The sequence below is a fragment of the Amycolatopsis thermophila genome (assembly GCF_030814215.1).
In the GTDB taxonomy this organism is placed as follows: Bacteria; Actinomycetota; Actinomycetes; order Mycobacteriales; family Pseudonocardiaceae; genus Amycolatopsis_E; species Amycolatopsis_E thermophila.
In genome coordinates, this window is the sequence record NZ_JAUSUT010000001.1 from 2,116,250 (window position 1) to 2,142,692 (window position 26,443).

At 72.8% G+C, this 26,443-nt stretch carries 25 protein-coding genes; 14 read left to right on the forward strand and 11 right to left on the reverse strand.

Annotated elements, in window-relative coordinates; all coding sequences use genetic code 11:
* Positions 1-2: 2 nt before the first annotated feature.
* From FB470_RS10480 to FB470_RS10495, 4 genes are read left to right on the forward strand one after another with little or no spacing between them, the layout of a single operon-like run.
* Positions 3-2,072, forward strand: a complete 2,070-nt coding sequence (locus FB470_RS10480) for a methyltransferase domain-containing protein (protein WP_306990700.1) — start codon at positions 3-5, stop codon at positions 2,070-2,072.
* On the forward strand, positions 2,069-3,952 hold the full coding sequence (locus FB470_RS10485; protein ID WP_306990701.1) for a glycosyltransferase family 4 protein: 1,884 nt from the start codon (positions 2,069-2,071) through the stop codon (positions 3,950-3,952). The genes FB470_RS10480 and FB470_RS10485 overlap by 4 nt, the downstream gene beginning before the upstream one ends.
* Positions 3,949-4,437: a hypothetical protein gene (locus tag FB470_RS10490; RefSeq protein WP_306990702.1), complete on the forward strand. Its 489-nt coding sequence runs from the start codon at positions 3,949-3,951 to the stop codon at positions 4,435-4,437. Before FB470_RS10485 ends, FB470_RS10490 begins: the two co-directional genes overlap by 4 nt.
* 17 nt (positions 4,438-4,454) lie before the next feature.
* A complete protein-coding gene (locus FB470_RS10495) occupies positions 4,455-6,239 on the forward strand; it encodes a glycosyltransferase family protein (RefSeq protein WP_306990703.1) in 1,785 nt (594 codons plus the stop codon).
* A gap of 148 nt (positions 6,240-6,387) precedes the next feature.
* Here FB470_RS10495 and FB470_RS10500 read toward each other — a convergent pair whose 3' ends face one another.
* The 3 genes from FB470_RS10500 to FB470_RS10510 all read right to left on the reverse strand — a co-directional run bounded on the left by FB470_RS10500 (position 6,388) and on the right by FB470_RS10510 (position 9,069).
* Complete coding sequence (locus tag FB470_RS10500; RefSeq protein ID WP_306990704.1) at positions 6,388-7,059, reverse strand: response regulator; 672 nt, start codon at positions 7,057-7,059, stop codon at positions 6,388-6,390.
* Positions 7,056-8,132 (reverse strand): sensor histidine kinase, encoded by a 1,077-nt coding sequence (locus tag FB470_RS10505; protein ID WP_306999176.1) that lies wholly within the window; start codon positions 8,130-8,132, stop codon positions 7,056-7,058. Before FB470_RS10505 ends, FB470_RS10500 begins: the two co-directional genes overlap by 4 nt.
* A gap of 88 nt (positions 8,133-8,220) precedes the next feature.
* Complete coding sequence (locus tag FB470_RS10510; protein WP_306990705.1) at positions 8,221-9,069, reverse strand: helix-turn-helix transcriptional regulator; 849 nt, start codon at positions 9,067-9,069, stop codon at positions 8,221-8,223.
* Between the two features lie 101 nt (positions 9,070-9,170).
* On the opposite strand from FB470_RS10510, the gene FB470_RS10515 reads away from it, so the two are divergent.
* The 3 genes from FB470_RS10515 to FB470_RS10525 are packed head-to-tail and all read left to right on the forward strand — an operon-like array spanning position 9,171 to position 12,025.
* Positions 9,171-10,583, forward strand: coding sequence for an MFS transporter (locus FB470_RS10515; RefSeq protein WP_306990706.1), 1,413 nt, complete (start codon positions 9,171-9,173; stop codon positions 10,581-10,583).
* A gap of 52 nt (positions 10,584-10,635) precedes the next feature.
* The gene (locus tag FB470_RS10520) at positions 10,636-11,160 is read left to right on the forward strand and encodes an RNA polymerase sigma factor (protein ID WP_306990707.1); all 525 of its coding nucleotides are present in this window, start codon (positions 10,636-10,638) and stop codon (positions 11,158-11,160) included.
* Positions 11,153-12,025 (forward strand): VOC family protein, encoded by an 873-nt coding sequence (locus tag FB470_RS10525; RefSeq protein WP_306990708.1) that lies wholly within the window; start codon positions 11,153-11,155, stop codon positions 12,023-12,025. The genes FB470_RS10520 and FB470_RS10525 overlap by 8 nt, the downstream gene beginning before the upstream one ends.
* 1 nt (position 12,026) lies before the next feature.
* Here the strand turns inward: FB470_RS10525 and FB470_RS10530 are convergent, their stop codons facing one another.
* The gene (locus FB470_RS10530; RefSeq protein WP_306990709.1) at positions 12,027-13,331 is read right to left on the reverse strand and encodes a UDP-glucose dehydrogenase family protein; all 1,305 of its coding nucleotides are present in this window, start codon (positions 13,329-13,331) and stop codon (positions 12,027-12,029) included.
* A 157-nt stretch (positions 13,332-13,488) separates the two neighbouring features.
* Here FB470_RS10530 and FB470_RS10535 point away from each other — a divergent pair, with 157 nt between their 5' ends.
* A complete protein-coding gene (locus FB470_RS10535) occupies positions 13,489-14,247 on the forward strand; it encodes an SDR family NAD(P)-dependent oxidoreductase (protein ID WP_306990710.1) in 759 nt (252 codons plus the stop codon).
* Here FB470_RS10535 and FB470_RS10540 read toward each other — a convergent pair.
* Positions 14,190-15,395: an erythromycin esterase family protein gene (locus FB470_RS10540; protein WP_306990711.1), complete on the reverse strand. Its 1,206-nt coding sequence runs from the start codon at positions 15,393-15,395 to the stop codon at positions 14,190-14,192. The two genes, FB470_RS10535 and FB470_RS10540, sit on opposite strands and share 58 nt — an antisense overlap.
* Positions 15,396-15,475: 80 nt before the next feature.
* Between FB470_RS10540 and FB470_RS10545 the strand changes: the two genes are divergently transcribed.
* Positions 15,476-16,186: a TioE family transcriptional regulator gene (locus FB470_RS10545; protein WP_306999178.1), complete on the forward strand. Its 711-nt coding sequence runs from the start codon at positions 15,476-15,478 to the stop codon at positions 16,184-16,186.
* Here the strand turns inward: FB470_RS10545 and FB470_RS10550 are convergent.
* Complete coding sequence (locus FB470_RS10550) at positions 16,170-17,804, reverse strand: TM0106 family RecB-like putative nuclease (RefSeq protein ID WP_306990712.1); 1,635 nt, start codon at positions 17,802-17,804, stop codon at positions 16,170-16,172. The genes FB470_RS10545 and FB470_RS10550 overlap by 17 nt on opposite strands.
* A gap of 102 nt (positions 17,805-17,906) precedes the next feature.
* Here FB470_RS10550 and FB470_RS10555 point away from each other — a divergent pair, with 102 nt between their 5' ends.
* Entirely contained in the window at positions 17,907-18,371 is a 465-nt protein-coding gene (locus FB470_RS10555) for a DUF6474 family protein (protein ID WP_306990713.1), read from the forward strand.
* A 303-nt stretch (positions 18,372-18,674) separates the two neighbouring features.
* Here the strand turns inward: FB470_RS10555 and FB470_RS10560 are convergent, their stop codons facing one another.
* The 4 genes from FB470_RS10560 to FB470_RS10575 are packed head-to-tail and all read right to left on the reverse strand — an operon-like array spanning position 18,675 to position 22,237.
* Complete coding sequence (locus FB470_RS10560) at positions 18,675-19,637, reverse strand: glycine betaine ABC transporter substrate-binding protein (protein ID WP_306990714.1); 963 nt, start codon at positions 19,635-19,637, stop codon at positions 18,675-18,677.
* A complete protein-coding gene (locus FB470_RS10565) occupies positions 19,634-20,410 on the reverse strand; it encodes an ABC transporter permease (RefSeq protein WP_306990715.1) in 777 nt (258 codons plus the stop codon). Before FB470_RS10565 ends, FB470_RS10560 begins: the two co-directional genes overlap by 4 nt.
* Positions 20,407-21,552, reverse strand: coding sequence for a betaine/proline/choline family ABC transporter ATP-binding protein (locus FB470_RS10570; RefSeq protein WP_306999180.1), 1,146 nt, complete (start codon positions 21,550-21,552; stop codon positions 20,407-20,409). The genes FB470_RS10565 and FB470_RS10570 overlap by 4 nt, the downstream gene beginning before the upstream one ends.
* A gap of 37 nt (positions 21,553-21,589) precedes the next feature.
* On the reverse strand, positions 21,590-22,237 hold the full coding sequence (locus FB470_RS10575; protein ID WP_306990716.1) for an ABC transporter permease: 648 nt from the start codon (positions 22,235-22,237) through the stop codon (positions 21,590-21,592).
* 194 nt (positions 22,238-22,431) lie between these two features.
* Between FB470_RS10575 and FB470_RS10580 the strand changes: the two genes are divergently transcribed.
* The 4 genes from FB470_RS10580 (at position 22,432) to FB470_RS10595 (ending at position 25,373) form a co-directional block, all read left to right on the forward strand.
* Positions 22,432-22,986 (forward strand): hypothetical protein, encoded by a 555-nt coding sequence (locus FB470_RS10580; protein WP_442320128.1) that lies wholly within the window; start codon positions 22,432-22,434, stop codon positions 22,984-22,986.
* A 29-nt stretch (positions 22,987-23,015) separates the two neighbouring features.
* Positions 23,016-23,741 carry a YcnI family copper-binding membrane protein gene (locus FB470_RS10585; protein WP_306990717.1) on the forward strand — a complete coding sequence of 242 codons (726 nt, stop codon included), beginning with the start codon at positions 23,016-23,018 and terminating at the stop codon, positions 23,739-23,741.
* Positions 23,741-24,274, forward strand: a complete 534-nt coding sequence (locus tag FB470_RS10590; RefSeq protein ID WP_306990718.1) for a copper resistance CopC family protein — start codon at positions 23,741-23,743, stop codon at positions 24,272-24,274. Before FB470_RS10585 ends, FB470_RS10590 begins: the two co-directional genes overlap by 1 nt.
* A gap of 73 nt (positions 24,275-24,347) precedes the next feature.
* Positions 24,348-25,373: a copper resistance D family protein gene (locus FB470_RS10595; protein WP_306990719.1), complete on the forward strand. Its 1,026-nt coding sequence runs from the start codon at positions 24,348-24,350 to the stop codon at positions 25,371-25,373.
* 155 nt (positions 25,374-25,528) lie between these two features.
* On the opposite strand, the gene FB470_RS10600 is transcribed toward FB470_RS10595, so the two are convergent.
* Positions 25,529-26,440, reverse strand: a complete 912-nt coding sequence (locus FB470_RS10600) for a phosphotransferase family protein (protein ID WP_306990721.1) — start codon at positions 26,438-26,440, stop codon at positions 25,529-25,531.
* Positions 26,441-26,443: the final 3 nt, after the last annotated feature.

Below are 26,443 nucleotides of genomic sequence, written 5' to 3' on the forward strand. Positions count from 1 at the left end.
TCGTGAGCGACCTGGTCGCCGAGATCATCCGCAACGCCGCCGACCACTCCGCGCTGTCCGACGAGCTGCACTTCGCGGCGCTGGCCCCGGCCGAACGGGACCAGCTGGACCACGGCCGGGCCAACGTGCTGCGGGCGCTCCGGCTACCGCCCGGTGCGCGCGTACTCGAAGTCGGCGCGGGCTACGGCGCGGTGACGCGGTACCTCGGGGAACGGGTGGCGCGGGTCGACGCGATAGAGCCGGACCCGGCACGAGCCGAGGCCGTCGCCGCGCGCACCGCGGACCTGCCCGGGGTCCGGGTGCTGGACGCGGTGCCGGACGAGTCCTACGACCTGGTCGTCGCGCCCGGGGCACAGCATGCGAACCGGCTCGAACCGGGCGGGGTGCTCTGCCTCGCGGTGCCGAACCGGCTGGGCGTGAACCGGCCGGGCGGGCAGTCGCGCCGCGCGTGGGAACGGGAACTGAGCGCGGCCGGGCTGACCGTCCACAAGGTCCTCGGCTGCCTGCCCGACCACCGGGTCACGCGCGCGGTGTTCACCCCGGAACTGCTCGAGGAGCACCCGCGGCTGGCGATCGAACTGGCCGGGCGGGACGAGCGCTGGGCCGAGCTGGTCGAGGGCGGCCTCGGCCTGGACACCGTGGACGGCCTGCTCTTCCTCGCCTCGAACGGGGAACCCGCCGCGCGCCTGTGGCCGGACGGCGTGCTCGCCACCTACTTCAACACCGACCGCGCGGCCCGCTGGTGCACGCGGGCGGACGTGGTCGGCGACGAGATCCGCCGCACTCCCCTGCTGCCGCAGGAACCCGGCCCGGTCACTGTGCGCGAGTGGACGGACGTCGTGGTCGACGCCCCGACGCTGCCCGAGGTCCTGGCCGAACAGCCGTGGCGCGCGGCGGAACTGCTGACCGCGTGGGCGGACCTGGTGCGCGCCGGTGTCTCCTGGGACCTCGTCCCCGCCAACGTGCTGGTCGCCGGCGAACTGCGCGCCATCGACCTGGAGTGGGAGCGCGCCGGCACGACCGCCGACGAGGTGCTCGACCGCGGCCTGCTGCTGCTCGCCGACCAGCTGGCGGCGCGGGGCTGGACCGGTGCCGCGCCCGGCACGAGCGTCCGTGACCTGGCCGCGTGGCTCGGTGTCCTGCTCGGCCGGCCCGCGGGTTTCGTGGAGGCGGCCGCCGAGCGCGAGGCGGAGTTCCAGGCGATCCGCCGCTGCGGCACCACCGCGGGCCCCGGTCTGGACCACGAGCGGGACGCGATGCGCCTGGCCTGGCGCCGGCGCCTGGCCGAGGAGACCGGCCACCGGCCCGCCGGGCCGACCGAACTGGACGCGCGGGTCGCGCGCACCATGGCCCGCGTCGACCGGATCATCGCGCCGGGCGATTCGATGTTCCGCGGCAACACCGAGCACTACTTCGCCGTGGCCGGTCAGGCCTTGCGCGCGTGCCTGCACGGGCTGGAGGCCGCCGGGCGCCCGGCGCCGCAGCGGGTGCTGGACTTCGGCTGCGGGTACGGCCGGGTGCTGCGCGCGTTCCGCGTCGCGTTCCCCGCCGCCGAGCTGATCGCCTCCGACATCGAGCTGGACGGCGTCGACCACTGCGTGCGGTTCTTCGGCGCGACCGGGCTGCCGGCGTCCGTGCGCATCGACGAGATCCCGCAGGTCAGCGACATCGACCTGATCTGGTCCGGCTCGGTGCTGACCCACCTGGACATCGAGGCGTGGGACGCGCTGCTGGGCTACTTCGAGCGCGCGCTGGCGCCGGGCGGCGTCGCGGTCGTGACCACGCACGGCCGCCGCGTCGCGTGGCGGATGGCCAACGGCGGCGAGTACGGCCTCACGGCGGAAGATCACGACCGCGTGCTGGCGGACTACCGATCGCGGGGTTTCGGCTACGCCGACTACCCGGGCCAGCCGGGGTACGGCATTTCGCTGAGCACGCCGGCGTGGGTGACCGGGCACGTCCTCACCGCGCGGTTACGCCTCGCCGGGTACATCGAAGCGGGGTGGGACGGCCACCAGGACGTGCTGATCCTGGTCAAGGACGCCGAAGAGACGTTGAAGGCGGGACGATGAACGCAGCGGCCGGGTTGGTGCGGCCGGGACGGCCGGTGGGGCACCTGTTCGAGCTCCGCGGCTGGGTGACCGCGGGCGAGACCGTGACCGTCCACATCGGACCGCGTGCGGCCGAGGTGCGGCCGTCGGCGACCGGCACCGAACCGCCGGGCACGACCGGTCTGCTGATCCGCACGCCCGATCCGGTGCCCAGCGGACGGCACGAGGTCGTCGTCCGCGCCGCGAACGGGGACGTGCTGACCAGCGCGGTCGTCGAGGTCGGCAGGTTCGCCGACGAGGAACCGCTGCGCCTGTACGAGATCGACACCCCGAAACACGGTGACAGCCCGGACGGCGACGTCGTGTTCGCGCACGGCTGGGTGCTGCTCGACTCGCGTGCCCCGTCGGTGGTGGAGGTGCTGGTCGACGGCGCCGAGCCGGTGCGCGCGCGCACGCGCCTGCCGCGGCCGGACGTGGCCGACCACCTGCCGGACTTCCCGGACGCCGGGGTCAGCGGGTTCGAGGCGCGCGTCCCGGTGGACCTGCCCCCGGGCGAGGACCGCACCCTGTCCGTCCGCGTGCGCGTCCGCGGCGAACTGTCCGGCGAGTGGATCTCCGAGGCCCGCGACATCGTGTTGTCCAACCCGGCGGCCGAGGACGAGGACGTGGCCCTCGCCGCGCACCTCGCCGAGCGCACGCGCAAGGCGCTGACCCGCCCGCGCGGCGGCACCGATCCGCGGCACGTGCTGGTCTTCACGCACAGCCTCGCCGTCGGTGGCGGGCAGTTGTGGTTGCAGGAGCTGCTGAACCGGCTCGCGACGCGGCACGGGTGGCGGATCACCGTCGTCACGCAGCTCGACGGCGAACTGCGCGAGGACTGCGCGGCACACGGCATCGACGTGCACCTGACCTCGCCGTACCGCGTGCGCGACGTCGCCTCCTACGAGGGCCACATCGCCGAGCTGGCCCAGTTCGCGCGGGGCACGGACGCCTCCGTCGCGCTGGTCAACACCCTCGGCGCGTTCCCGGCCGCGGACGCCGCGATCCGCGCCGGGCTGCCGACCGCGTGGGTGCTGCACGAGAGCTTCGACCTGGCCGACTTCTCGTTCCAGAACTGGGGTCCGGCCGGGTTGCTGCCGCCGGTGCGCGACCGCTGGGTGGCGACGCTCCGGGAGGCCGACCGGCTGCTGTTCGTCGCCGACGCCACGCGCGAGATGTTCCTGCCGTTCTCCACGCCGGCGCGGTGCCGCACGATCCGCTACGGCACGCCGATGGTGTCCTACGGCGGGCAGGTGTCCGAACGCGACCGTCGCGCCGCGCGGCGGAAGCTGGGGATCCCGGAGGACACCACGCTGCTGCTCAACGTCGGCGTGCTCGAACCGCGCAAGGGACAGGGCCTGCTGATCAGCGCGATGGACCGGGTGCGGCGGGCGCATCCCGGCATCCGGCTGAGCATCGTCGGCCACCACCCCTCGCCGTACGGGCTGGCGCTGGCCGAGTTCACCGAACGCGCCGGGCTGGCGGACCTGGTCGAGCTGGTGCCGATCCAGCGCGACCCGGCGCCCTGGTTCGAGGCGGCGGACCTGTTCGTCAACAGCTCCGATGTGGAGTCGCTGCCGCGGTCGATCCTGGAAGCGGTGTGCTGCGGCCTGCCGGTCGTGGCCAGCGACGTGTTCGGCGCGCGGGAGATGATCACCGACGGGCACAGCGGCTGGCTGTTCGAGCCCAACGACGCCGACGCGCTGACCGTCGCGCTGCTGCGCGCGCTGGACACCCCGGTGGACCGGCGGCGCGCGATCGCCGCGAACGCCTACGACAAGCTGCACGGCTGGCTGGACCCGGCGGGTTACGCCGCCGAGTACGCCGATGTGCTCACCGAGCTGGTGAAGGAGCGGGGATGACCGACGAGCTGCCGGGCGCGGTGCGAGCCGAACTGACCCGGTTGCGGGCCGAGCGGGTCGCGTTCACCGAGGAGCGCGAACGGTTGCGCACCGAGCTGCGCGAGGCCGAGCTGCAGATCCGCGAGCTGACGAAACACCGGGACAGCCTGGTCCGGGACGTCGAGAAGCTGTCCGGCGTCACCGAGCGCGCCGAGCAGGCCGACGCGCTGGCGAAGGACGTGCTGGTCGCCCGCACCGAACGCGACGCGCTGCGCACCGAACTGGCCGAGACCCGCACCGAGCGCGACCGGCTGCGCCTGCGGCTGCTGGACGCCGAACTTCAGCTCTCCGGTGCCGCGCCGGCCGAGGTCCCGCTCGCCGAGAGCGGCACGGTCGCCGCCGAGCAGCGCGCCGCCGAACTGGCGCGGGAGCTGGAGGCGACGCGGGCGACGGTGAGCTGGCGGGTCACCGCGCCGCTGCGGGCCGTGCGGCGGCGGACGTCATGACCGCTCAGCTTTGCTTCGTGTCCGCGACCGGTGGCTCCGGCTTCATGGCCGAGCTGCTGGAGGTCGTGGCAGACGCGGTGCGCCGGGCCGGGTTCCGCGCCACCACGGCGACCGGGCGCTACCCGGACGCGGACGCCGACACCGTGTACGTGGTCGTGCCGCACGAGTACTTCGTGGTCACGCCGGAGGCCGACCAGCCGACCGGGGAACAGCGCCGCCGCACCATCGCCTTCTGCGTCGAACACCCGGGCACGGCCACGTTCGAACGCAGCGCGGCGCTGGTGCCCACCCTGGCCGGCGCGGTGGACATCAACCACGATTCAACCGCCGAGCTGCGCCGCCGCGGCATCCCGGCCGAGCACTTCCAGCTCGGGTACAGCCCGCTGTGGGACGGCTGGGGCGGTGACCCGGACAGCGCCCGCGAGATCGACGTGACCTACCTGGGCACCGCCGAGCGCCGCCGGTCGAAGCTGCTCGCGTCCTACGCCGGCGACCTCGCCGACCTGCGCGTCCGCCTGCTCACGCCGCCGCACGAGCCGATGGGCCCGCAGCGGGTCGACTTCCTGCCGGGCGAGGCGAAGTTCGCGCACCTGGCGAACTCGCGGTTCCTGCTCAACCTGCACCGCGAGCGGTCGCGGGCCCTGGAGTGGGTGCGGGTGCTGGAGGCGCTGTGCAACGGCTGCGTCGTGCTGACCGAGCCGTCGACGGACCTCGCGCCGCTCGTGTCAGGCACGCACCTGGTGGTCGCGCGGCCGGAGTCGCTGGGCGCGGCGGCCGCCGCGCTGGCCGCGGACCCGCAGCGGGAACGCGATCTGCGGATGGCCGGGTACGAGTTCGTCCGCACCGCCCTGGACCCGCTGGCGTCCGCGAAAACCCTGGTGGAGCTGGCCGAGAGCGTCCTGGCGGCCGCGCCCGGCGTACCCGCTGGTGCACCGCGCTCCCAGACGTCCACGGTGCCCGGGCCGCGGCCGATGGCGATCGACACCCCGTCGTGGGACGTCCGGTTCGCCGGGACCCGCTCGCTCGGCGCCCCGGCCGAGAACCCGCCGCTGGCCACCCGGATCGGGCAGCAGACCGCGGACGCCCGTGGCACGTCCGGGGTCGAGTGGCTGCCTTCGCCGGTGCCCCCGGTGTTCCCCGACGCCGAACGGGCGGATGTGGACGTGCTGCTGGTCCGCCGTCCGGGTGAAGGCGACCCGGACCCGCTGGTGCGCGATCTGCTCGCCGGCACCGTGCTGCCACGCCGGATCCTCCTCGGCGAGGACGGCGTCGCGCCCCGGCCCCGCCCGCGCCCGGCGGACCTGCTGCGCCACGAGCTTCCCCTCGGCCGCGGCTACACCCGCAACCGGCTGCTGGAGCGCTCGTCCGCCGGGTGGCTGCTGGTGCTCGACGGCGGGATGCGGGCGTCCCGGCGGCTGCTGGAACGGTTCGTCGAAGCCGCCGACGGCGTCGACGTCGTGCACTGCCCGGTCGCCGACCCGGTCGAGGGCCTGGTCGCCGCGCTGCCGCCGGAGGAACGCCGGCTGGCCGAGCTGCCCTACCTCGGCAGCGGGTACCTGGTGCGCCGCAGCGTGCTCGACGCGTTCGGCGGCTGGACCACGGATCCGCTGGCCGACGGCCTGGAGGACCACGTCTTCTGGCGGCGGCTGGCCACCCAGGGCCGCCCGAGCGCCCTGGTCCAGCAGGTGCTGCTGAGCCGGCTGCGGCCCGATCCGGCCCCGCGCCCGGTGGACCTCGACCCGCACCGCGTCTGGTCCCTGACGCGCATCCTCGCCGGTGAACCCGTCGCCTCCAACGGGTGAGTTCGGCGTGTCACGCAACCTCCTCCCACCCTCGCGCGCCTACCGAGCACAGCATCGGGGGCGGGAAGGAGGCCCGCATGTGGGTGCAGATCGGCCTCGTCGGCCTGATCGGCGTGGTGTTCCTGGTGCGGCTCGTCGTGGTGTTGCGTCACGGCCGTGAGCCGCGGGGCGTGACCAAGCCGGACTCGTAGGCGAGCACGACGAGCTGGGCCCGGTCACGCGCGCCGAGTTTCGTCATGATGCGGCTGACGTGCGTGCGCGCGGTGGCCGTGGAGATGACCAGCTGCGCGGCGATCTCGTCGTTGGACAGCCCGCCGGCGACCAGCGCCAGCACCTCGCGCTCGCGGTCGGTGATCTGGCGGACGGCCGCGGTGTCGATGCGCCGGTTCTCCGGGCGGCCGACGAACTCGCTGATCAGCCGCCGGGTCACGGTCGGCGCGAGCAGTGCCTCGCCGGAGGCGACCACCCGCAGCGCGCGCAGCAGTTCGACCGGCTCGGTGTCCTTGAGCAGGAACCCGCTGGCGCCCGACCGCAGCGCCTGGAAGACGTACTCGTCGACGTCGAACGTGGTCAGGACCAGCACCTTCACGTCGGCCAGCTCGGGGTCGCCGGTGATCTCGCGGGTCGCGGTGAGCCCGTCGACCCCGGGCATGCGGATGTCCATCACCACGACGTCCGGGCGGTGTTCCCGGGCGAGCGCGAGCGCTTGCGCGCCGTCCGCGGCCTCACCGCACACCTCGAACCCGTCCTCGGTGTCCAGCAGCACGCGGAACCCGGCGCGCACCAGCGCCTGGTCGTCGGCGAGCACGACCCGGATCATGTCTCCTCCAGGGGTAGTTCGGCGCGCACCTCGAAGCCGCCGTCGACGGCGCGCGCCTCCGCCTTGCCGCCGAGGGTCGCGGCTCGTTCCTGCATGCCGCGCAGGCCGTTGCCGGCGGTCGGGGTCCCGGCGCCGCGGCCGTCGTCCCGCACCACGAGCCGGAACCGGCCGTCCTGCCGGGCGAAGCGGATGTCCACCGTGCGTGGCTGGTTGGCGTGGCGGACCACGTTGGTCAGCGACTCCTGCAGGATGCGGTAGGCCGCGCCGTCGACCGGGGCGGGCAGGTCGCCGGGCGAGCCGTGCACCCGGACGGTGAGTCCGGTGGCGCGGGTGTGGTCGAGCAGTTCGTCGAGCCGGCGCAGGCTGGGCGCCGGGCCGAGCCCCTGGCCGGACCGCAGGACGGCGACGGTGGCGCGCAGGTCGGCCAGTGCCGCGGCACTGGCTCCCTTGATCGCCTGCAAGGCGGCGACCGCCTGGTCCGGGCGGCGGTCCGCGACGTGCAGCGCGACACCGGCCTGCACGTTGATCATGGCGAGGCTGTGGGCGACGACGTCGTGCACCTCGCGGGCGATGCGCAGGCGTTCCTGTTCCGCGAGCCGGGACTGCCGCTCCGCCGCTTCCTGCTCCGCGGCCTGCTTGGCGGCGCCGCGGTTGCGCACCGCGGTCCCGATGCCGAGGACGGCGGCGAGCCAGACCAGGACCAGCCCGGCGCGCGCGTCGAGCACGAGCGTGCCGCCGGTGACCAGGTAGGCGAGGAGCCCGGCCAGGACGACCGCGCCCCCGACGATGCCCGCGACGAGCGGTCCCCGCGTGCGGGTGAGCACGAAGAGCGCGATGGTCGGCACCACGATCGCGGGGCCGCCGGGCTGGTCCGATACGTAATAACCCCAGGTCAGGCCGGCGGTGACGACGAAGACGGGCAGCGGAGCCGGACGCACCGCGAGCAACGGCAGTGCCGCGCCGGCGAGCCACAGGTAGCCCGGCAGGTCGAGCCGGTCGTCCTGGAACCGGCCGGCCGCGGTGGTCGCCCCGAGGACGAACACCATCGGCACGAGGGTGAGCACCAGGTCCACCGGGCCCGGCCACCTGCGGGGAACACGCACGTCCCCGAAGCTACGGCAGACGGCCGCCGCGCGCGTCCGTCCAAAAGCGGCTCTTGGGTTACGACGGCGGCAGTACGCCGGCGTGCAGCTTCGCCGCCGTCTCGCTGTCGGCCGGGGTGTAGGTGGTCAGCCGGACCTCGGACCGGCGGCCGAACCACAGGTGCGTGTAGTCGAAGCTCAGCATGCCGGCCTCGGGGTGCACGAAGACCTTCGTCAGGTTGCGCATCGGCTGGACGTCGTGCCGGTTCCACTGCGCCTCGAACTCCGGCGACTCCCGCCGCAGGCGCTTGACCAGCTCCTTCCAGCCCGGCTCGGCGATGTGCTCGGCCATCGAGGCGCGGAACTGCGCGACCGTGCGCGGCATGCCGTCCTCCCAGTCGCGCAGCCGCGAGCGCCACCGCTGGTTGGTGAAGCAGAGCAGCATCGAGTTGCGCTCCTCGAACGGCACGCTGTCGACGTCCATCAGCCAGTTGTAGGCGCGGTTGTAGGCGAGGATGTCGGTGCGCGCGTTCTGCACCGCCGCGGGGAACGGCTCCAGCTGGCCGAGGATCGCGCGGATCTGCGGTGACACCGCGCTGCAGTCCTTCTCCATCGGCGGCTCGGGCGCGCCGGCGAGCGTGAACAGGTGGCTGCGCTCGTGCGGGTCCAGCTGCAGGGTCCGTGCGATCGCGTTCAGCACCTGCTCGGAGGCGTGGATGTCGCGGCCCTGCTCGAGCCACGTGTACCAGGTCACCCCCACCCCGGCCAGTTGAGCGACCTCCTCGCGACGCAGCCCCGGCGTGCGGCGGCGGCCGCCGGAGGGCAGACCGACCTGCTCGGGCGAGATCCGTTCCCGGCGGCTGCGCAGGAAGGCGGCCAGCTCGGTGCGGCGGATCTCGTCGGCGGACAGGCGCAGAGCGGTGGTCATGCTCCCAGCTTGGCACCCTCCCGATCCTGTTACCAGGTAGTCCTGGTACCAGGATGAACACTTACTGGTACCAGGTTGCGGCGGGGTCGAACGTGGGTGTCATGACGACAACCCTGGCGCCGGCCGAGACCCGGCAGGCACTCACCCGCGGTGGGCTCGCCACCGTCCTCCTGGGGGCGGCGCTGGCACCCATCGACCTGTTCATCGTCAACGTCGCACTGCCCACCATCAACTCCGACCTGCACACGACCACCGCCACCCTGGAGTGGATCGTCGCGGGCTACGGCCTCACGTTCGCGCTGCTGCTGGTCATCGGCGGGCGGCTCGGGGACGCGCTCGGCCACCGCCGCGTGTTCTCGCTCGGACTGGCCGCGTTCACCCTGACCTCGCTGATCTGCGGGCTCGCCCCGACCGCGACCGTGCTCGTCGTGGCCCGCGTGGCGCAGGGCGCGGCGGCCGCGCTGATGGTGCCGCAGGTGCTCTCGATCATCCAGGCCACCACGACCGGCGAGCTGCGGTCGCGCACGATCGGCTACTACGGCGCGACCGGCGGCATCGCGATGGTCGTCGGCCAGCTCCTCGGGGGCGTCCTGGTGTCCGCCGACCTGGCCGGCACCGGCTGGCGGCCGATCTTCCTGGTCAACGTGCCGATCGGGCTGCTCGGCCTGGTTCTGGCCCGGCGGCTGCTGCCGGAGACCCGGGCGCACGACCCACTGGGCGTCGACTTCTGGGGCACCGGCCTGCTCGGCCTGACCCTGCTCACCCTGCTCGTGCCGCTGATGGAGGGCCGCGCACTGGGCTGGCCCGCGTGGTGCTGGGCGCTGCTGGTCGCGTTCCCGTTCGCCGCGGCCGCGTTCGTGACCGTGGAACGCCGGCTCGAGGCGCGGGGCGTGACGCCGCTGCTGCCGCCGTCGGTGGTGCGGATGCCGAGCATGCGACGCGGGCTGACCGTGGCCGTGCCGTTCTTCGCCGGCTTCGGCGGGTTCCTGTTCGTCTACGCACTCGTGCTGCAGGACGGGCTGCGCCTCGGGCCGCTGTCCTCGGGCCTCGCGCTCACCCCGATGGCGGTGGCGTTCCTGGTGATGTCCCTGGTCAGCAGCCGCCTGGTCGCCCGGATCGGGCGCAACGTCGTCGTGGTCGGCACGACCGTGCAGGTGATCGGGCTGCTCGCGCTGATCGGCGCGGTGCTGCTGGCCTGGCCGGACGTCACCGTCCTCACCCTCACCCCGGGCATGCTGGTGACCGGCGCCGGGCAGGGGCTGACCGGCCCGACGTTGTTCCGGGTCGTCCTGTCGCGGGTGCCGGCGGAGAGCGCCGGTGCCGGCAGCGGGATGCTCACCACGACCCAGCAGAGCTCGCTCGCGCTCGGGGTCGCGACCCTGGGCACGCTGTTCGCGGCGCTGACCGGCACCTGGGGCATGGAGGGCGCGTTGCTGCTGGTCACCGGCCTGCAGGCGATCATGATGGTGGGCGTCGCGCTCGCCGCGCGCCGGCTGCCGGACCCGCGGGGCTGAAAATCCGCGCGAAGGGCGTCGGAGAACCGCTCCCCCGGACGACGATGGGGATGTGAGCGAACCGCGGGTACGACCGGACCCGGCCTTCGCGTTGCTCGAGATCTACTCGTCGGCGCTGCCGGAGGTGTACGGCTACCTGCTCGCGCGCTGCGGTGACCGGGGCGTCGCCGAGGAGCTGACCTCGGAGACGTTCCTCGGTGCCGTCAGCGCGTGCCGGAGCCCGGGCGCCGCGCCGGTGAGCACGCCGTGGCTCATCGGCGTCGCCCGGCACAAGCTGGTCGACCACTGGCGGCGCCGGGAACGCGAGGAGCGGGGACTGCGCGTGGTGCACGAGTCCGAACCGGAGTCGGTGGACCCGTGGGACGCCGAACTCGACGCACTGCTGGCCCGCGAGGTGCTCGAGTCGCTGGGCCCCCACCACCGGGCCGCGCTGACGCTGCGGTACCTGGACGGGCTGCGCGTCCCCGAGGTCGCCCACGTGCTGGGCAGAACCGTGCACGCCACGGAAGCGCTGCTGGTCCGGGCGCGTGCCGCGTTCCGGGCCGCCTACCGGGAGAAGGAGGTGCGTGATGACTGACCCCTTCGACTCCCTCCGCGCCCCGGTCCAGCCCGTCGACCCCGATCCGCGGTTCGCCGCCGAGCTGCGCGAGCGCCTGCGTCGCGCTGTGTTGAACGGAGGAGACATGACCGGCACAGAAGCGCCCGCACGGGCGGAACTGCACTCGCTGACCCCGTACCTCGCCGTGTCCGACGCGCGGCGGGCACTGGACTTCTACGTCGAGGTGTTCGGCGCGCAGCGCCGCGGTGATCCGATCCTGATGCCGGACGGCCGGATCGGGCACGCCGAACTCGCGATCGGCGACAGCGTCCTCATGCTGGCCGAGGAGTTCGCGGAGATCGGGCACGTCGCCGCCGCGGGCGGCGCGAGCATCCGGATCGAACTATCCGATGTGGACGATGCGGTGCGCCGCGCGGTGGAGCGGGGCGCGGAGCTGCTGAACCCGGTCGAGGACCGCGGCCACGGCCGGTCCGGCTCGATCCGCGACCCGTTCGGCCAGCGGTGGCTGGTCTCCCAGGCACCGGTCCGGGCGAGCGGCCAGGACACCGCGCGGCACGGCGAGGCCATGTACTTCACCTTCCAGGTCCCCGACGACGAGGCCGCGAAGGCGTTCTACGGCGCGGTGCTGGGCTGGCAGTTCGCGCCGGGCAGCGTCGAGGGCGCGTGGCGCTTCGAGGGACCGGGCCTGGAGGGCGGCCTGTGGGGCGGCCCGGGACGGCAGGTCGGCTGGAAGCTGATGTACGCGGTGGACGACGTGAACGCCGCGGTGGACCGGGTCCGCGCGGCCGGCGGCCGGGTCACCGAGGTCGACCGCAAGCCCTACGGGCTCACCGCCGACTGCGTGGACGACCAGGGCATCGAGTTCTGGCTCTGGCAGCCGTGACTCAGCCCGGCAGGGCGACGCGGGCCGGGCGCGGGCGGCCGAGGCCCACATAGGACAGTCCGGCGTCCACGATGACCCGTGGTTCCAGCAGGTTCCGCGTGTCGACAACCCCGTCGCCCTGCATCAGGTCCGCGGTGTACCCCCAGTCGAGCTTGGTGAACTCCGCCCACTCGGTGAGCACGACGACCGCGTCGGCGTCCTTGGCCACCTGGTACGGGTCGTCGACGACGGTCATACCGGGCAGGGCCTCGCGCACCGCCGGGTCGTAGGCCGTGACCTCGGCGCCGTGCGCGGCCAGCATCGCGGCCACCGAGAGGGCGGGCGAGTCGCGGAGGTCGTTGGTACCGGCCTTGAACGCCAGGCCGAGCACGCCGATCCGGGAACCGGCGAGGCTGCCGCCGACGGCACCGGCGATCTTCGCGACGATCCGGTCGCGCTGGGCGATGTTCTCCACGATCGCGGCGGTGAGGAGCGAGAAGTCGAACCCGACGGACTCGGCGACCTGCACCAGGGCGTGCGTGTCCTTGGGCAGGCACGAGCCGCCCCAGCCGGGGCCGGGCTTGAGGAACGCGCGGCCGATGCGGCGGTCGTAGCCCATCCCCTCGGTCACCGACACGATGTCCGCGCCGAGCCGGTCGCACAGCTCGGCGATCGCGTTGACGTAGGACAGCTTCATCGCCAGGAAGCAGTTCGCCGCGTACTTGACCAGTTCGGCGCTGGCCGCGTCGGTGACCACGCTCGGGGCGGACAGGTCGCGGTAGAGGCCGGCGATGCGCCGGGCGGCGGCCTGGTCGTCGGAGCCGACGACAATGCGGTCGGGGTGCATGAAGTCGGCGACGGCGGTGCCCTCCCGCAGGAACTCGGGGTTGGCGACCACGGCGACGTCGTCGCGGCCGAGGAGGGCGCGGATGCGCTGGGCGGTGCCGACCGGGACGGTCGACTTGGTGACCACCGCGCAGCCGGCGGGCAGGACATCGGCGATCTCGGCGATCACCGCTTCGACGGCACGCAGGTCGGCCGCGCCGCCAGCGCCCATCGGGGTCGGCACGCACAGGTAGACCGCGTCGGCGCCGGCGACCGCCTGGCGGGATCCGACGACGAACCGCAGCCTTCTGGCCGCGAGCCCGCGCGTGACCAGTTCCTCCAGGCCGGGTTCCAGGATGTCCACCCGTCCCGCGGCGAGCCGGGCCACCTTCACGTCGTCCACGTCCACGCAGGTCACCTGGTGTCCGAGGGCGGCGAGGCAGGCCCCGGTGGTCAGTCCGACGTATCCGGTGCCGATCACGACGATGCGAGCTCCGCTCATGAGCCGACGGTGACAGCCGGAGTTGACCGCAGTCCTAACGGAAGTCGTCCGCGCCGAATACGTCGAGCTACGGGTGAGGAGGGCCACGCCGAACCCAAGCGAACGCCCGTTAACCTCGTGGGCAGAGCAGAGTGGCCGGCCACGGAAGGACCTATTCATGCAGATCAAGGACACGGCGGCGATCGTCACCGGTGGCGCGTCGGGCCTCGGCGGCGCGACGGCGAGGGCACTGGCCGCGCGGGGTGCGCACGTGTTCGCGCTCGACCTCGCCGCCGGGATCGAGAAGGCCGAGAAGGTCGAAGGCATCACCTACGTCGAGGCCGACGTGACCGACGGTGACCAGGTCGCGGCCGCGGTGGAGCAGGCCGCCGGCTCGTCGGTACCGCTGCGGATCGTGGTGAACTGCGCCGGCATCGGGCCGTCCGCACGGATCCTGTCCAAGAAGGGCACCCACGACCTCGGCCTGTTCCGCAAGGTCATCGAGGTCAACCTGATCGGCACCTTCAACGTGGTGACCCTGGCCGCCGAGGCGATCGCTCGCACCGAGCCCGTCGAGGACGGCGCGCGCGGCGTCATCGTCAACACCGCGTCGGTCGCCGCCTTCGACGGGCAGATCGGGCAGGTGGCGTACTCGGCTTCGAAGGGCGGCGTCGCCGGGATGACGCTGCCCGCCGCGCGCGACCTGGCGTCGCAGGGCATCCGCGTCATGACGATCGCGCCGGGCATCATCGACACCCCGATGCTCGCGACGGTCTCCGACGAGTTCCGCGCCGGGCTCGCCGCCGGTGTGCCGTTCCCGAAGCGCCTCGGCCGTCCCGACGAGTACGCGCAGCTGGCCGTGAACATCGTCGAGCACGACTACCTGAACGGCGAGGTCATCCGCATGGACGGCTCGCTGCGCATGGCGCCGCGCTGACGCAGCGACAGGGCCTGCATGTCCGTGCCCGCACGGACGTGCAGGACCGCGTCGGCGCCGTCGACCGTCTCCTGGTCGAGCGGGAAGTAGCCCTGCATGGGGTCGGTGTCGGTGCGCGTTTCGCCCGGCACGACGTCGCTCGCCGCGATCAGGTCCCAGGTGCCGACGCGGCGCTGCAGCAGGCCCTCGAACGTCTCCGGCCGGGGCTCGCCGAGCTCGATCGCCTTGCTGCTGCCCAGGCTGCCGACGATCAGCCGGTACCGGTCGCCGACGAGCGCGGACACGATGGACCCGGCGCCCGCCCAGTCCATCTCCATCGGCCCCATCCGCATGTGGCTGCGGTTGCGCTGGAGGTGGCGGTTCGAGGCGAACACGAACGTCGGGCCGCGCCCGGAGTCGGCCTCCCGGACGTCCAGGAGGTTCCGGGCCATCATGGCGTCGCGGAAGGCGCACATGCGGTTCCAGCGCGTGCTCTGGTCGGTGCGCTCCGCCGCCTGCCGGTGGTGGCGCAGGAGACCGAGCCCCGCGGTGAGGTGGGCCTTCGCCCGGAACCAGGCGTCCCGTGAGGTTTTCGCGATCAACGCGGGCGCGTCGGCGTAGAGGGCGGTGAGCATGTCGTCGGCGATCGCCCGGAGCCGGGCGGCCTCGGGGGTGGCGCCGGGCGACTGGGCCGGGTCCATGATCGCTTCGGTGCGGTTCCACCGCTCGTCGTCGCCCGCGAGGGCCGCGACGTCGTGGTCGAGCCCGAGGTAGTCGCGGGCGTGTTCGAGGTAAGCGCGCGGGCTGGGCGCCTCCATCGTCTCGCTCGACGTGTCGAAGCCGTGGAAGGCGAGTCGCTGCGCGGCCGGACGGCCTTCGTTGTATTCCCGCATCCACGCGACGAGCTCGCGGTTGGTGTCGAGTTCGCCGAAGCGGTGCGAGAAACCTTCGCGCATCACGGCGTCGAGGGTGCCGGTGCCGCGCTGGACGAAGTCGTTCACGGCGAGCGCCCTGACGCGGTCGGTTTCCAGTGCGATCGAGGTGAACCCGAGACCGGCCAGCTGGGCGAACAGGTCGTTGCGGATCCGCGCGATGGCGGGTTCCAGGTGCGCGGGCTCGCCCAGTGCGAGGAAATCGACGGGCGGGGTGACGAGTTCTCGAACATCCATGAGCTTTGATCGTATCGTTGAAAGCACGGTTGAAACTTTTCTCGGATTCACCAGGACGAGAGGCGGTGAAGTCTCCAACCGTGGTCACCCTGAAACCCGCCGACCTCGCGCGCGAGCACGGCATCTCGACCCAGGCGGTCCGCAACTACGAGCGGGACGGGTTCCTCCCGCCCGCCGACCGCACGCCCAGCGGGTACCGGATCTACACGGACCTGCACGCGGCGGCGCTGCGCGCCTTCCTCGCGCTCGTCCCCGCGTACGGGCACGCCACGGCCGGCCGGATCATGAACGCGGTCAACGAGGGCCGGCTCGACTCCGCGTTGACGCTCGTCGACCGCGGCCACGCCCAGCTGCTGCGCGACCGGGAAACCCTCGGCGCGGTGCGGAACGCGGTCGGTCACCTGACGACCGGCGCCCCGGTTCCCGCGCACGAGCCGGCACGGACGATCGGCGAGCTGGCGCGACGGCTCGACGTCACACCGGCGACCCTGCGCAAGTGGGAGGAGGCCGGGATCCTCACGCCCGCCCGGAACCCGGCGACCGGCTACCGGATCTACCGCCCTGGCGACGTGCGGGACGCCGAACTCGCGCACCTGCTCCGGCGCGGTGGCTACCTGCTGGACCACATCGCGGGGGTGGTGCGGCAGATCCGCGACGCGGGCGGCACGGAAGGGCTGGCCGATGCTCTGCGGGCGTGGCAGGGGAAACTCACCGCGCAGGGCGTCGCGATGCTGGACGCGGCCGCGCACCTGGGTCGGTACCTGCGCCTGGTGCCTACAGATCGCCCATGAACGGGATGCTGTTCGCGGTGTCCGTCATCCAGTGCCGGAGCGCGTGGGTGGCGCGCACGTCGTCCTCGTTGTAGCGCAGGATCCGCTCCCGCTGGGTCTGGTCCGGCTCGTCACCGTCCATGCCCACCGCCAGCCGGTACCAGCGCATCGACGCCTCGCCACCGGCTTCCGGATCGCGCCAGGTGAAGCCGGCGACCGGCGCGACGACCTTCAGGCCCTTGCCCCGCGAGCACAGGAACTGCTCGGACACGCTCCGGAACAGGTCCACCCACTCCTCGGAGTCCACAAAGGACCGGATTTCGTCCTTGGGCGGCATCCCCGGGTACTGGCCGAAGCGCTCGACCGAGCCGAACAGCCACCGGTTCTCGGCCATCGCGTTGTAGCAGTAGGCCCGGAAGGTCAGGCCCGCCGCCAGCGTGCGGGCACGCACCTCCCGCAGCCAGGACCAGAACTCCGCGAACGAGCGGGCCTCGTCGGCCGTGGGCAGCGGCTGCCACGTCACGAACGCGCGGTAGCCCTGCTCCAGCCCGATGTCGGCGCCGCTGAGCAGGCAGCCCCACAGGTAGGCGCCCGACTCGCCGAAGGACTCCATGTCGATGTCGACCTCGACGTCCGCGCGCGGCACCTCGACGCGCTCGACGCGGCGCACCACGGTGAGGTCCGCCAACCAGGCACGGGCCAGCGCGACCGCGTCGGCGAACGGGCCGGACGTCCACACGATCGGCGGCTCGTCGTCCGGGTCGAGCGCCGCCAGCTTGTCCACAGTGGATACGCCGGCGCGGCGCAGCTCCATCGCGTCCTCGCCGCGGACGACCAGGCTCACGTCGCGCATCGCGGTCAGCTCGCCCTCGCACGTCGGCCACCACGGGCACGAGCGGCACTCCAGGACGCGGGACGGCTCGGCCAGCGCGGGCCCGCCGCTGCGGGCCGACTCGGCGATGGCCAGGCGGTCGGCGAACCGCTGGTCGTACTCCGTCAGCGCGGTGCGGCCGTTCGGCCAGGTGGCCGCGGCCAGGTCGTGCCACAGCACCACGTCGGCGTCCAGCCCGATGACGCCGCCGACGAGCCGCCCGGCGGCCAGCCCGTGCGCCTCCAGCATCCGGCGCAGGTGCGCCAGCCGCATCTGGTCGCGGGGGTGGGAGCGGACCTTGCGCGACGGGTCCGGGATCGCGTGACGCGGGTCGAGGTCGTGCGGCGGCGTGGTGACCGCCCCCGCGCCCGGGTCGGTGATGCGGTGACGCACCACCAGCACCGGCAGGTAGCCGCCCCCGTCCCGCACCAGCAGCTCGGCCCCGCCACGGCGGTGACCGGCGCGGTCGGCCGGCAGCAGCGCACCCCAGATGTAGTCGACGCGCTGCTCGAACGCCTGCTGGGTGGCCGCCACGCGTTCGGCGGGCGGCAGCTCGCGGTCGACCACCACCCAGCTCGCGCCCGGGTTGGCCGCGATCAGCCGCTGCCGGATCTCCGCCCGGTGGGCCGCCGCGTCGGCGATGCGCTGCTCGGCCGACGGGTCGGGCGGGGCCAGCACCGTGTCACGCATCGCCGGGTCGTGCTCGAGGTGCACACGACGACGGCAGCGGCTCACCGCACCGGCTTCGAGCAGCACCTCAGCATCCACACCACCACTTTAGAGAGCCCCTCCGACAATTCCGCGCCGAGTGTGACCGGCGCATTACGTGTCGGACATGCCCGAGCTCGTCCGTGCCGCTACATTCAGCCCATGGCTCGCAAGAAGACCAAGACGCCGGCCGAGACGGGCATCACGCCGAAGAAGGCCAAGAACGCGGTCGCCGTGGCGAAGATCGTGGTCCCCGCGGTCGTGCCCGCGCTGGCCCCGCTCGCGGTCAAGGCGGCCAGCGCGGTCCGCGACGCCTACGACCACTACCAGGCCCGGCGCCTCGGCGTGCCGCTCGACCAGCTGTCGGAGTTCACCGGCCGCGGCGCGCACCTGCTCGCGCGCATCGCCGGGACCTCGGAGGCGCTGAGCGAGGTCCGCCAGGCCGAGCGCGCTACCGACGACGACGTGCGGTTCGCCAAGGACTCGCAGGCCACGCTCGAGCAGCTGACGGCCGCGGTCCGCGCGGCGGAACGCATGCCGGCGTCCCGCCGCAAGGCCGCGCACCAGGCCGTGGCGAAGGAGCTGGAGCAGATCGAGGCCAAGGTCCTCAAACGGCTCGGCGTCTAGCGCCCCGGCCCGCCGCTTCGTCAGCGCGAGGTGCCGGCCACCCGCGGCGCACGAAGCGGCTGTAGTCGGCCGAGTACGGAACCCAGGAAACGCCCCGACCCACGCCGATCGCCGTGAGCGGCTGGGTGACGGCGGTGACCTTGTCGGCCCCGGTGGCCGTCTGTGGAACTCGGCCGGTTCCGCCCGCCGTCCGCGGGCGCCACGAACGCGAACACGTCACCGACCTGGCCCCCGTCCACGTCGATCACGTGGACCAGGTCCCCCGCCGCCACGCGCACGGCACGAAACCCCGGGGTGACGGCCCTACTTGATGAAGCCCTTCGAGATCATCCAGTCCCTGGCGACCTCACCGGCGTCCCGGCCGTCGACGTCGACCTGCTTGCACAGTTCGATCATCTGCTGGTTGTCCAGCGCCTTGGACACCGGCTCGAGCACCTCGCGGACCGCCGGGTGGGCCTGCAGGAACTCCTGCTTCATCGTCACCGCCGCGTTGTACTGCGGGAAGAACCGCTTGTCGTCGGCCAGGACGCGCAGGTTCAGGCCGGCGATGCGCCCGTCGGTCGTGAAGATCTCGCCGAAGTTGCACGTGCCGCTCGCGACCGCCGAGTAGATCGCGCCGGTGCCGAACGTCTTGACGTCCGCGGCCGGGAACCCGTAGGTGCGCTGCACGCCCGGGAACCCGTCCTGACGGCTCGCGAACTCCGTCTCCACGCAGAAGATCCCCTGCTCGGGGTGCTGCTTGAGGAACTCCGTCATGTCCGAATTGGACCGCAGGTTGTGCTGCTGCGCGTACGCCTCGGTGGTGGCGAAGGCGTAGGTGTCGTTGACCGGCGAGTAGTCCAGCCACGTGATGCCGAACTTCTGTTCGTCGGCCGCCTTCGTCGCGTCGTACTGGCCCTTCTCGTCCGGGATCGGGTCGGTGTTGCCCTGGTAGGAGATCCAGGCCGTGCCGGTGTACTCCCACGAGAGGTCGATCTGCCCGTTGATCAGCGCCTGCCGCGCGGAGTTCGACCCGCTGATGTTCGTCAGGTCCGTGATGTGCGCGCCCGCCGCCGACAGCGCCAGCTCCGCCATGTAACCGAGCAGGATGTTCTCGGTGAAGTCCTTCGACCCGACCGCGATGTTCACGCCCTCCAGGCTCGGCACCGGGCGGATCGAGCCGGGCTGCACCTCGTAGGGCAGCGCCGCGTTGACGTCGAGGCCGCACGCGGTCAGCGAGGTCGTCAGCAGCGCGGCCCCGAAGACCGCCTTCAGCCGGTGCTTCACGTCAGCCCCCTGGGTCCGAAGATGCGTTCCATGACCGCGCCCAGCCAGTCGATCAGCAGCGCGAGGCCGACCGCCAGGATCGCGCCGGTGACCAGCACCGGGACGCGGTTGAGCTTGTACCCGGTGTCGATCAGCTCGCCGAGCCCGCCGCCGTTGACGAAGAACGCCAGCGTCGCCGTGCCGACCGCCAGCACCAGGGACGTCCGCAGGCCGGCCAGGATCAGCGGCACCGCGAGCGGCAGCTCGATGCGGAACAGCACCGCGCGGCCGGACATGCCGATCCCGCGGCCGGCGTCGGTGAGCGCCGGGTCGACCGCGTTGATGCCGACGATCGTGTTCCGCAGCACCGGCAGCAGCGAGTAGAACGCGATCGGCAGGACCGCGCACCAGAACCCTTCCCAGCTGGTCCACAGGAAGAACAGCACGATCACGCCGAGCGCGGGCGCGGCCTGCCCGATGTTGGCGATCGCCAGGAAGACCGGCGCGACCGGCCGCGCCCAGGTGCGGGTCAGCACGGCGCCCAGCGGCACCGCGACCGCGACCACGATGACCGCGACGGCGATCGTGATCAGCAGGTGCTGCCAGGTCGCCTCCAGCAGGCGGGCCGGGTTCAGGTTCTGCGCCTCGATGGCGTCGTTGTCCCTGGTCAGGGCCCAGATCACGACCGCACCGACGACCACCACGACGACCGCGGGCTGCACCAGCAGCCGGGCCCGCTCGGCGCGGCGCGAACCGGATTCGGTGGTGAACCCCTTGTCGACGGTGGTGCTCACGCCGGCCCCCCGTCGTCGGAGTGCTCCTCGCGCAGGCGCTGGATCGTGCCCATCACCGTGTCCAGTTCGATCATGCCCGCGTACTCGCCGCGGGCACCGGTGACCGGCACCCCGCCGCCCTCGACCAGCATCGCCTCCAGCGCGTCCTGCAGCGTCGACTGCAGGCTGACGAAGTCGCCGATCGGCTTGCCCGCGCGCTCCAGCGAGGTGGCGGCACCGAGGTCGCGCACGTGCACCCAGCGCACCGGGCGGCGGCGGTGGTCGAGCACCAGCGCGTAGGTGCGGCGCTGCTCGGTCATCTTCTGCCGCAGGTCGGCCGGCGAATCGGTGGTCGACGCGGTCACCGTGTCCTGCTTCAGCTCGACGTCGCGCACCCGCAGCAGGGTGAGCTGCTTGAGCGAGGCGCCGGCGCCGACGAACCCGGCGACCGTGTCGTCGGCCGGGTTGGCCAGGATCGCGTCCGGGGTGTCGTACTGCAGGATCTTCGACTGGTTGCCCAGGACCGCGATCTTGTCGCCGAGCTTCACGGCCTCGTCGAAGTCGTGCGTCACGAACACGATCGTCTTGCCCAGCTCGGCCTGCAGCCGCAGCAGCTCGTCCTGCAGGTTGCCGCGGGTGATCGGGTCGACCGCGCCGAACGGCTCGTCCATCAGCAGCACCGGCGGGTCGGCGGCGAGCGCGCGGGCCACGCCGACGCGTTGCTGCTGGCCGCCGGAGAGCTGGCGGGGGAAGCGGTCGTGGAACTGCGCGGGATCGAGCCCGACGAGGTCGAGCATCTCGTCGACGCGGTCGGCGATCTTCTTCTTGTCCCAGCCGAGCAGGCCCGGCACGACCGCGATGTTCTGCGCGACGGTGAAGTGCGGGAAGAGGCCGGCCTGCTGGATCGCGTAGCCGACCTTGCGGCGCAGCCGGTCCGGGTTGAGCCTCAGCGCGTCCTCGCCGCCGATGGTGATCCGGCCCGAGGTGGGCTCGATCAGCCGGTTGATCATGCGCATCGTGGTCGTCTTGCCGCAGCCGGACGGTCCGACCAGGATCACGATCTGGCCGGCCGGGATCGTCATCGTGACGTCCTTGACCGCCGGTTCCCGCGATCCGGGGTAGCGCTTGGTGACGTTCTCCAGCTGGATCTCGACGCCGGACACCGCACCGGAGTCCGTCTTGCCGGGAGATTCGATGGTTTCAGACACGGACACCCCTGGGAACGGTGAAGCGGGCGATCAGGACGTAGATGCCGTCGAGGATCAGCGCGAGGATGACCACGCCGATCGTGCCGGTGAGGGCCTGGTTCATGGAGTTCGTGCTGCCGGCGTTGGTCAGCCCGGCGAACACCTCGGACCCCAGGCCGGGCCCCTTGGCGTAGGCGGCGATGACCGCGATGCCCATCAGCATCTGGGTCGCCACCCGCATCCCGGTGAGGATCGCGGGCCAGGCCAGGCGCAGCTCGACGCGGGTGAGCACGCCGAACCGGCTCATCCCGATGCCCTTGGCGGCATCGGTCACCGCGGGATCCACACCGGCCAGCCCGACGATGGTGTTGCGCACGATCGGCAGCAGCGCGTACAGCACGAGCGGGATGACGCTGGGCGCGACACCGAGGCCGACGACCGGGATCAGCAGCCCGATCAGCGCGAACGAGGGGATGGTCAGGACGGTGCTGGCCAGCGCGGTGGCCAGGGCCGATCCGATGGGGCTGCGGTAGACGGCGATTCCGATCAGCACACCGATGACGGCGGCGACGATGGTGCACTGCACCACGGCACTCACGTGGAGCCAGGCCTGCAGCCCGAGCCTGCTCCAGCGGTCGGCCACGTACTCGAACAGGTTCATCCCCTGCGGCCCGCCTCCTCCCGATCCGGTCACTCGTCCGGCCTACAACCCGTACACCGTTACCGAAAAACGTGAAAGTCTCAACCACCGACACCGCTTGACAAGTCGATCAAAACACGATCCGGCTGTTCACACCGCGTTCACCACACGGGACACCGTCGCCAAGATCACCGGTGTTCTCCTACCCTGTTCCGGTGAGGACGCGACAGGATCGGCACGCTGCGTTACGCGGCGTGCGCGGGATCCTGCTCGCCGTCACCTCCGGCGGCCTGGCGATCAGCGCGCACGCGCTGGCCCACGGCGGCCTCCCGGACACCGCGCTGACGCTGCTGCTCGTGGCGCTCGTCGGGTGGACCGGGACCGCGCTCGCCGACCGGACCCGCGGACCGCTCGGCGTGCTCGCCGTGCTCGGGTCCGCGCAACTGCTGATGCACGTCGTGCTCGACGAGCTGATGCCGCACCCCGGCTCGATGCCCGCCGCGATGCTCGCCGCGCACGCGGGCGCGACCGTGGTGACCGCGCTGCTGCTGGCCCACGCCGAAGCGCTGCTGCAGGTCGCCGCGACGCGCCTGGCCCTTCTCCTGCCGGTCCTCTTCGGACCGGCCCCCGCACCCCCTCCGCCGCACGCCGCGCCCGCTCCGGCGCCGGGCGTGCCGCAGGTGTCGGTGCTGCTGACGCGCATCAACGCCAGGCGCGGCCCGCCGGTGCGCGGGACGCAAGCAGCCCTTCACCTCAGCGAAATCCGCTGACCACCACTTACCCAGGAGCATTTCCCACCATGAACCCTGCGTTCATCCGTCGTGGCGCGGTACTGGCGGGCACGGTCGGCGTCGCCGGCCTGCTCGGCGCCGGCATCGCCTCCGCCCACGTCACCGCCGACGTCCTCGGCTCGCAGCCGCAGCAGGGCGGCTACGGGGCGATCACCGTTCGCGTGCCGAACGAGGAAGAGGACGCCGCCACCGTCAAACTGGAGATCGACTTCAAGCCGGAGTACGCGATCAGCTCCGTGCGCTACCAGCCGATCCCGGGCTGGACGGCGGAGGTCACCAAGACCCCGCTGCCCACGCCGGTCAAGAACGGCAAGAACCTGGACGTCACCGAGGCGGTCACCAAGGTTGTCTTCACCGCCCAGCCGGGCGCGAAGATCGGCCCGGGCGAGACCCAGTACCAGGACTTCAACATCACCGCAGGCTCCCTGCCCGCGGTCGACGAACTGGTGCTGCCCGCGATCCAGACCTACGACAACGGCGAGACCGTGAGCTGGGACCAGGTCGCGGCCGACGGCGCGGCCGAGCCGGACCACCCGGCCCCGACGGTCGAACTGGCCGCGGCGTCGGCCGATGGTCATTCGCACGACGCGACGACCACCTCCGCCACGACCGCGTCCGGCGACTCCACCGACGACACCGCCCGGTGGCTCGGCGGCGCCGGCCTGGTCGTCGGCGCGCTCGGCCTCGGCGCCGGCGCCGGTGCGGTCCTGCGCGGGCGGAAGGCGGCGAAGTGATGCGCCGCCTGCTCGTCACGGTCACCGCGGCGCTGGTGGCGATGGTCGTCACGGCGACCCCGGCACTGGCGCACAACGTGCTCGTCTCCTCCGACCCGGCCAAGGACGCCTCGCTCGAGACCGGTCCGTCGAAGGTCACGCTGACCTTCGACGCGCCGGTGCAGGGTGGCGACGTCAACCAGGTCTCGGTCGTCGGTCCGGGCAACACCCAGTGGGCCGAGGGCGACGTGGAGATCAGCAGCAACGTCGTGTCGGTCGCGGTCCGGCCGCTCGGCCCGGCCGGTCAGTACACCGTCGGCTTCCGGATCCTGTCCGCCGACGGGCACCCGGTGACCGGTGAGATCCCGTTCACCCTCACCAAGACCGGCACCGGCACCCCGGCGTCGGCCAGTGCCGCGACCGGTGCCGACACGGCCCAGCCCGCCGCGTCCGCCGGCGGCGGTGTCCCGGTGTGGGTGTGGATCCTCGGCGCGGTGGTCCTGCTGGCCATCGGGCTGACGCTGGCTCTCCGGATGGGCAGGGACAAGGCGTGACCCCGCGACACCGACGCACGAGCATCGCGGGGCCGGCCGCGGTCCACGGAGCGCAGTGGGGAGGCGTCGCGGCATGACCACGGCGGCCGGGGCCACCTCACAGGTCCGTTACCAGGCGATCGTCGCCCTCGTCACCGCCGCACTGGCCGGTGCGCTGATCGGCGTCGCCCTGACCACGACCGCCCGGGTACCGGGTGTGGCGGAGGTCAGCGAGGTGGTCTCGGTCGCCATCCCGATCGTCCGGGTGCTGCTCGACCTGTCCGCCGTGACGACGATCGGGATCGCGCTGCTGTCCGTGCTGGCCGGCTACGACCGGCCCAAACTGACCGAGCCGATCATGCGGCGCGCCCGGCCGATCGCGCTGGCCGCGTCCCTGGTCTGGACGATGACGGCGCTGGTCACGCTCGTCCTGCAGACGGCCGAGTACCGGCCGCGGGCGACCACCGTCAGCTTCGCCGACATCTGGGACTACGTCGTGCACATCGGCGCGGGCAAGGCGCTGCTCGTCACCGCCGCGCTCGCGCTGGTCCAGGTCGGGCTGGGGGTGCTGACCCTGCGGCACGGCGAGAAGGTGCCGGCCGAGGTGCGCGTCGGGCTCGGCCTGTTCGCCCTGCTCCCGCTGCCGGTCACCGGGCACGCGGCGAACTGGGACTACCACGACTACACGATGATCTCGATGGAGCTGCACGTCATGGGCGCGGTCGCGTGGACCGGCGGTCTCGGCGCGATGGTCGTGCTGCTCACCGGCAACCGGACGCTGCTCGCGCACGCCCTGCCGCGGTTCTCCAAGCTGGCCACCCTGTGCCTGGCGCTGACCGTCGCGACCGGGCTGTTCAACGCGGTCGTGGAACTGCTGCTCAACCCGACGATCGACCTGGTCAGCGCCCTGTTCACCACGCCGTACGGCCAGCTCGTGGTGCTCAAGGTGCTGTGCGCCGCCGGCATCGGGGTGCTCGGCGGGATGGTCCGCTGGAAGCTGATGCCGCGGATCGTCCGGCACGAGTGGACCGCCCTGGCGACCTGGGCGACGTTCGAGCTGACCGTCATGGGGCTGGCCTTCGGCTTCGCCGTCGTCCTCACCCGGGCGCCGGTCAGTTAACCGTCAGTAGCTGCAACTTGCACGCGTGGGCGAAGGATTAATCCGGCCGGGGTGACTAGCGGAACCGAATTTCCTACGGTCCGCATGCGCGACCACGCATACGACGAGCGGTCTCCTGCGGTCGGTAAATGTCCGGCGTGCTCCCACTATGTGGGCTACCGGTAGCGGGCCCAGCCGGTGTCCACGCGGCCAGACCGGAGGTCGCCCAGCCGACGCCGGAGCTCGCCGCGCACGTGCGGGTGGCTGCGCAGGATCGGCAGGACGCTGGTGACGAGCTTGAGCTCGCGGGCGGCCCGCAGGACCGCGAACCCCTCCCAGCGGGTCACGTCGAAGCCGTAGACGTCGGCGAGCATGCGGTACCGCCCGGCCGGGTCCCCGAACCGCTCCCGGCCCACCGCCAGGGGCGTGAGGTCCCACTCCGGCGGGCCGACGCACGCGGAGTCGAAGTCGCACAGCACCGGACCGTCCGGGCCGACGATCACGTTGCCGGGGTGAGCGTCGCCGTGGATCAGGCACCGCTCCAGCGGGAAGTCCAGCGCGTCGAGCGCGGCCTCGACCTCGGCGCAGCGCCGCAGCAGGAACCGCCGGTCGTCCGGGTCGAGCTCCTCGGCGTCGGCCACCCGGGCCCGGACGTCCGCGAGGGGCGCCCACTCGCCGACACCCTCCGGTGCGGGCAGGGCGTGCACCCGGCGCAGGAGTTTGCCCAGGTCGGCGGCGGTCGCGCGGCGCTCGCCCGCGGGCACCCGCACCCAGGCGGTGACGACGTGCGCGCCGACGTGGATCGGCTGGCCGACCCCGGGCAGCAGGCGGATCGCGGGCACGTCGTGGGCCTCGAAGTGCCGGGCGACCTCGACGACCTTCGACACGCGGTGCCGCAGCGCCCGCGACCCGACGATCCGCATCACCACCGGCGCGCCGGCCAGCTCGTAGACGGCGTTGTTGGTGAACCGCAGCAGCTTCGCGCCGCGGTGGTCCAGACCGAGCAGGGCGCAGGCCTCGGCCAGCGCGGCGGCCAGCTTCTCCTTCGTGAACCGGCCGTCCAGTTCGCCGTCCGCAACCGCGTGCATGGT